This is a genomic window from Synechococcus lacustris str. Tous, from assembly GCF_003011125.1.
Classification (GTDB): Bacteria; Cyanobacteriota; Cyanobacteriia; order PCC-6307; family Cyanobiaceae; genus Synechococcus_D; species Synechococcus_D lacustris.
Genome location: NZ_PXVC01000130.1, coordinates 1 through 3,148 on the forward strand (window position 1 = coordinate 1; position 3,148 = coordinate 3,148).

General features: G+C 48.1%; 3 protein-coding genes and 1 pseudogene. All 4 read right to left on the reverse strand.

Annotated elements, in window-relative coordinates; all coding sequences use genetic code 11:
• On the reverse strand, nt 1-255 hold a 255-nt coding region (locus tag C7K08_RS13240), incomplete at its 3' end, for a hypothetical protein (RefSeq protein WP_133165290.1).
• Between the two features lie 85 nt (nt 256-340).
• Nucleotides 341-630: pseudogene (locus C7K08_RS13245) on the reverse strand (DEAD/DEAH box helicase family protein); the annotation flags it as partial.
• Nucleotides 597-899, reverse strand: a complete 303-nt coding sequence (locus tag C7K08_RS13250; protein WP_341272171.1) for a hypothetical protein — start codon at nt 897-899, stop codon at nt 597-599. The pseudogene C7K08_RS13245 and the gene C7K08_RS13250, both read right to left, overlap by 34 nt.
• A gap of 221 nt (nt 900-1,120) precedes the next feature.
• Nucleotides 1,121-3,148 (reverse strand): DUF4114 domain-containing protein (locus C7K08_RS15645; RefSeq protein ID WP_106501024.1); only part of this gene is annotated, 2,028 nt, incomplete at its 5' end.

A 3,148-nucleotide genomic window follows, 5' to 3' on the forward strand; every position in this document is an offset into this window, starting at 1 on the left:
AGCATAGGCACCCGATTGAGTAACTGCTAAAAATGCATCATCATAAATAGTGCCAAAATCTGATTGCCATATTGTTTTACCCCTGAGATCTTTAAGAGATAGATAGAGATCAGATCCACCTAAACTACCACCTGCAATTGCCCCATAGCCGGATACAAGTATATTATTTTGATCAGTTAAGATTATATCACTAAATACATCAACAGCCTTTGAACCTGTAGTGTAGGCAAACGGTAGGTTTTTGATGGAACTCATAATCTTGATTTTAGCTAACTCAGTTTAATTGATAAGACGATCTCAAGTTGTTTGTATAAGATGGTCTTATGAGTGGCTACCTTATGGCTGAAAGGGTAAGAACATCAACATCTTTGCGCAACACCTTTTTTTTATTTATGGCTAACACCAAACTGTTGTTCTTCGTTTCAACAAGTAAACCCAATTGCCTGAAATTTGTACCTTTGCCTAAAAGTTGATGGGTGCCTACTACCACATCTATTGCCCCTTCTTGATGGCTGCTAAGAATCTCTATACGTTCGGCGGTGGTGCGAAAGCGATTAGTAATGCCACCTTTAAAGGATATGGGGCATATCGCTCACTCAAGGTGCGCCAATGCTGTTGAGCGCAAGCAGTTCGCTTAAAACCTTTAGTTGGCCCCAAGTGATTTTACTGGTGGGATAAAGCTGTGTGGTGGGCCACCCCATTAATTCCAACAGTGCCGCCCAGCGAACTGCCTCCTCCAAGGTGGGCACCACCACAAGCAAAGGGGTGCCTTCGCTGTGGGCTAAAGCTGAAGTAATGAGGGCCCGAGCGGCCCTACCAGCCCTGCAAACGCAAACGATCGGGTCGGCGGAGCGTTCCAACACTTCTGCCGTAAGCGGCACCTGCTCTAGCTGGCGCACCAGGGCGGTTTAAGGCGTCGAAAAAAAACTGCACCGCATCAGTTCTTCGCAACTGATCAAGCTGTTTGTGGAAATCGAGGGATAAAAAGGCTTAACCGTATAGTTCTTAATTACGTTCACCAGCAGCTCCTGTAGGGCCGATAAGGTTTTTAGTCTTATTCCAGGCCATCGAGYGGATATCAACTGTTAGCTATTTCCGCTGGCTGCCAGCCATTCAGCAATTATTTGATGGCGCCTGTGCTGAGCTTGAAGTTAAAGCTGGCGATCAGGTCATCGAAGTCGCGATCGCCATTACCTTTAATATCTTCTAGACCGAGTACGCCGGAACCGAGCACCCGGAAGTGGCTGAGGCCATCACTGTTGGCAGCAGCAAAGGAGAAGTAGGTTTCACCCGTATTTGCCACACTGGCGTAGGGGGCGAGCAGGCCGGCGTCTTTGAAAGCATCTATGGCTGCACTCTTGTTTACACGGTTAGCGGTGGCCAGGCTGCCAAAGCCATTGAACAGGTTGGAGCTGCGTAGGGCTGCTTTTTTGTAAACGTCGGAGCCCATGTCCGGGGTGATCAGCGTGTTGGTGATCGGATCGAGCACAGCGCCATCGGCCCGCTGGATGCGGTAGAAGCCAATGCTGGAGTCGTAAGACGCCTCGCGGGCAATCAGCACATCACCGGTGAGGGTTTTGTCCGCAAGGCTGCTGAAATCAAAGATAGGTGCATCACCCATCTGGCTTGAGATCAATTCCCCAATACCCGAGAAATCGGTGGATAAGTTGAGGTTGATACTGCTTCCACCCTTGCCTGCGGTCGCACTGATATCCGTCTTCTTAATGACATCTAGGGTGCGGAAGCTGGAGTCGAGGCTGCCACTCTTGAGCATGGCCTCGAGGGTATTATCCACCACTTCAAAGAACATCAACTTCTGACCATTGATCAGATTGATATCCCGTTGGAACTTCATATTTGAGATGTCTGGTACATCGTTATTTGAAAGGGTGCCAAACAACAGGGTGCCCCGCTCTTTCACCAGCTCATAGCTCAGGCTCAGTGTTTCATTGGCATTGAGGGCCACGTACCCGATCTGGTTCACCGAGCTAGAACGTGAGCTTAGGCTGGCGCGCACAACGAGAGAAGCAGGCGATGTGGTGTCGGTTGGATCAGAAACAGTGAGACTATTGGCAGTTGCCGTAAATATAGCGTTGAGCTCCACCGCACCACCCGTAGAGGGATCGACTACCACGCCATTTTTAAAGCCATCCTTGTCGCCATAGCCGCCGTCGACAAATTGAAGGTCGGCAKTATCGGCTGATCCATTGCCATCGAGATCAAAGAAGCGGGCGCCTGCCTTCTTCACCGGGTCATAGGTGAAGGGCGTAGCTATCGGGGCAGCCTGGCCGACGGGAGTGCTGTAGACAAAATAGGCAAGCCGCTTTTGGGTGATATTAACACCATCAAGGAGGGGTGCAAGGTCTATTGCTAATTTGGCAGTATTACTATTGCTAGCAGGATCTAGATTTAGCGAGAAATTGATACCCGTTTTGCCGATGGAGAGATTTGCATTCTTATTTGCATAGCTAGGAGCAGTCACCAGTTTATTAAGGCTCACGTCTCCAGTAAATGTGCCTGATGTTGCCGTTAGGCGAGCCGAGGTGGTTTGCCCAGTGATTGATGTGTAGGTAAGATCTCGAGCATCGTAGGCAGGAACAGTTCCACCAGCAACTGTTATTTTTTCTTGGAATCCTTCGCCGTCAGTGTAAGATACTTGAACCCTAATTTGTTTTGTTTGTTCTGCGGAAGTAAGGGTGTAGGAATCAGCATTAGTTCCAATATTGCTCCAGTTTGTGCCATTAGAGGATGATTGCCACTGGTAGATAAATGTTCCATCACCATCTGGATCAGCAGCTGTTTTATTAACCTTTAGAAYYTGGCCAACAGTYGTWGTACCTGTAACGCTAAATGTAGCGGCTCCATCRTTAACAGCACCAACGGTGCCAGCTGGAACTGTTAATGCTTCTGTGAATGCTTGAGCATCGGTATAAGAAACCTGAACCCTAATTTGTTTTGTTTGTTCTGCGGAAGTAAGGGTGTAGGAATCAGCATTAGTTCCAATATTGCTCCAGTTTGTGCCATTAGAGGATGATTGCCACTGGTAGATAAATGTTCCATCACCATCTGGATCAGCAGCTGTTTTATTAACCTTTAGAAYYTGGCCAACAGTCGTAGTACCTGTAACGCTAAATGTAGCGGCTCCATC